Genomic DNA, 2,795 nt, shown 5'->3' with positions numbered 1-2,795 from the left:
TTCTACCCTCAAGCCCGCACTATAACGCGCATAACCCGTGGAAGATTGTCCCATATTGTCATGAGAAACAGTAACCTTGAAAGTTTTATCGGGATGATTGTTAATATTGACAATGGTGCTCCCTTCTTCACGCCCTGGAAGAAGTTCGCTTTGAGCGTGCGCTGAACTCAAACGGTTGATCTGATCAAGCCCCTGTTCAATATCGCGCATGTTCAGAACATGACCTTGAAGCCCAGGAAAAGCACTCCATACAACATTATTATAACGAGATGCCGGTGAACCATTATAGTAAATCTCTGAAAGCTTGCTCTCAACGACAACAAATTTGAGCGTCTTGCTGTTTTTGATATCTTGATCAGGAATATAAAAACGTGCCGTTACATAGCCTTGATCCAAATAAACTTTGGTTAACTTCTTGATTAAGAGCTGAATATCAAAAAGACCGATACATCTTCCAACATAAGGCTCTGTTACGGCTGATATAGAGCGCTTTTTGACATGGTGCACTCCCTCAACAACAACAGCATGAATTGGAAAACATTGCTTCCCACCCAAAAGCGTTTCTGGATTTTGCTCTGAAGGCGTCTTTATCCTTTTAGGCGTTAAAGCGCGTAATNGTCTTTATCCTTTTAGGCGTTAAAGCGCGTAATTTCTCAATTCTTTCTAATTGCTGCTTCTCAGATTGTTGGCGAGAAAAATTATCTGTTGGGGAATGAAAAATAGCTGAGGAGCGCGCATAAACATTTACACCTGTAAACAAGCCAAAGAAAACAAAAATGGCACGAAAAATTCTCAAAAGAGAACTTTGGCGTAAAAATATCAATAACAATACAGATTGCCCCCGCTTTGCATTATTCATGAAGCACTCTTTAAAAGAACTTCATGGAACCTCTAACAAGTCCACTCAAAACAGCCACTGCCCTATGACGCTTTTAACAAAAGCACATGCCTCTGTAACCAAAAAAGTGACACCCAAAACTGCTTTATTTTACAAAAAACGCTTTATTTGAATTGCTGAAGATCTCTCCCCCACATTTATATGAGAAAACCTCTAAACAAAACTGTTTAGCCCGTCAATGGTTAATATATCAATATCCCCAGTTTAATGCTACAATATATTTATCAATAATTAGAGATAAATTCACTCTCCAGCTCCTCTAAGCCACTCAACACGCATATAAACGAGACATCATGCTATCAAGCACATCCTGTCGTCAAAAACCATCATAGAAAACAATAAGAAATCTCTTTGAGAGCCTTTCAAGACAATTACGCAAAACTCTTTTTCCTGCCTTTGCTCGCCAAATGTGGCGAGCAAACAAAGTCTTGATTTTCTAATAAGTTATATTTAATGGCATTTTCATCAAAGAACTTTTCTCCAAAGACAATGATCTGAGTGATCTGAACAGAAGAGTTTTGTCCAGTGCTGTCAGTGTTGTCAGTTCTTTTTAGAGCCTATATTATTTTTTTAAATGAGAGAAAATTAAAAACATTATATTTCAATATGTTAGCATTTTAACGATACAACCTATATCGACAATACAACCTTAAATACAATCCATAATATATATTTGTCAGTTTGTGTCAGTAAATTAAACTGACAAAATAGACTATTTTAGTGACTCATAAAACCTATCAAAATACTCATTATGATATTTTAAAAGCACATAGTTCATTTGTCTTGATGAACACGTGAAACGAACAGCAAAATTCACTATTTTGCTGATTTTACCTCATGTCATAGGCTGTGGATAAGTAGCCTTTAATAAAATTTCTTTTTAAGCAGGTTGTGGGTCTTTAGCACCCTTTTTTTATTTTATTATTGCTATTTGTTTTAAATAGATCTAGCAGATTCTATTTAAAGTTTTTTAACACCGATAGATCAACGCTTATAAAGCGGTGGGGTTTTATTATAAATGCTTCAATCTCATAACAAACCACTGACATTACGCTCTCTGTTACAATCCTACCGTGATCATACAGAAAGTGCGCGCGATAGAGGAACTTCTTTTGAAAAGTTTGTAATTGCTTATTTGACGCAAGACCCTCTACAATGCCAAGAATATGAAAAGGTTCAAACCTATTGTGAATGGGCAAAAGAGCATGGAGAAGATGGGCGTGATATCGGCATTGATCTGGTTGCTAAAATTCGTGATGAAGAAGGATATGCCGCTATTCAATGTAAGTTTTATAGTGCAAATCATCAAATCAAGAAGGAAGATATTGATAGCTTTATTGCTGCCTCAGGAAAAAAGATCTTCACACGCCGTATTCTGGTTGATAGCACTGAAGGTAATTGGAGTAACAATGCCGATCTCACCTGTGAAGGACAAGGAGTCCGCATTCAACGGATTAATCTTTTTGATCTGGAAAACAGTCAAATAGATTGGTCAACCTTTGAAAGCAAAGGGGAAGCTACTCTTAAGAAAAAAGAACCGAAAAAGCTTTTAGATCATCAACAAGAAGCGCTTAAAGCTGTTTGTGACGGTTTACAAACAGCAGACCGTGGCAAGCTGATTATGGCGTGTGGAACGGGAAAGACCTTTACCAGTCTGAAGATAGCAGAAGCTCTTGCTGGTCAAGGTAAACGTGTTTTATTCCTTGTCCCCTCTCTTTCTTTAATGTCACAAACAATAAGAGAATGGACAGCAGATACAGCAATACCCTTGCGTTCCTTTGCGGTGTGTTCTGATACACAAGTTGGCAAGCGTCGCAAAGCCCAAGATGATGCTGCCGAACTCGATGTCTCGGATCTCGCTCTACCAGCAACAACAGATTCTCAAAAGCTTGGAGAA

The 2,795-nt window shown here is 37.9% G+C and carries 1 protein-coding gene and 1 pseudogene; one reads left to right on the top strand and one right to left on the bottom strand.

Annotated features, from left to right (window positions below; all coding sequences use genetic code 11):
• Positions 1 to 859 (bottom strand): annotated as a pseudogene (locus tag ACFIL7_RS01485) (POTRA domain-containing protein); the annotation flags it as partial.
• 1,057 nt (positions 860 to 1,916) lie between these two features.
• Here ACFIL7_RS01485 and ACFIL7_RS01480 point away from each other — a divergent pair.
• Positions 1,917 to 2,795 (top strand): DEAD/DEAH box helicase family protein (locus ACFIL7_RS01480; RefSeq protein WP_375683267.1); only part of this gene is annotated, 879 nt, incomplete at its 3' end.

The organism is Bartonella sp. AP3QHHD, from assembly GCF_042195765.1.
In the GTDB taxonomy this organism is placed as follows: domain Bacteria; phylum Pseudomonadota; class Alphaproteobacteria; order Rhizobiales; family Rhizobiaceae; genus Bartonella.
Note: the sequence above shows the minus strand (reverse complement) of the source record. Positions and strands in the feature narration are given on the sequence as shown.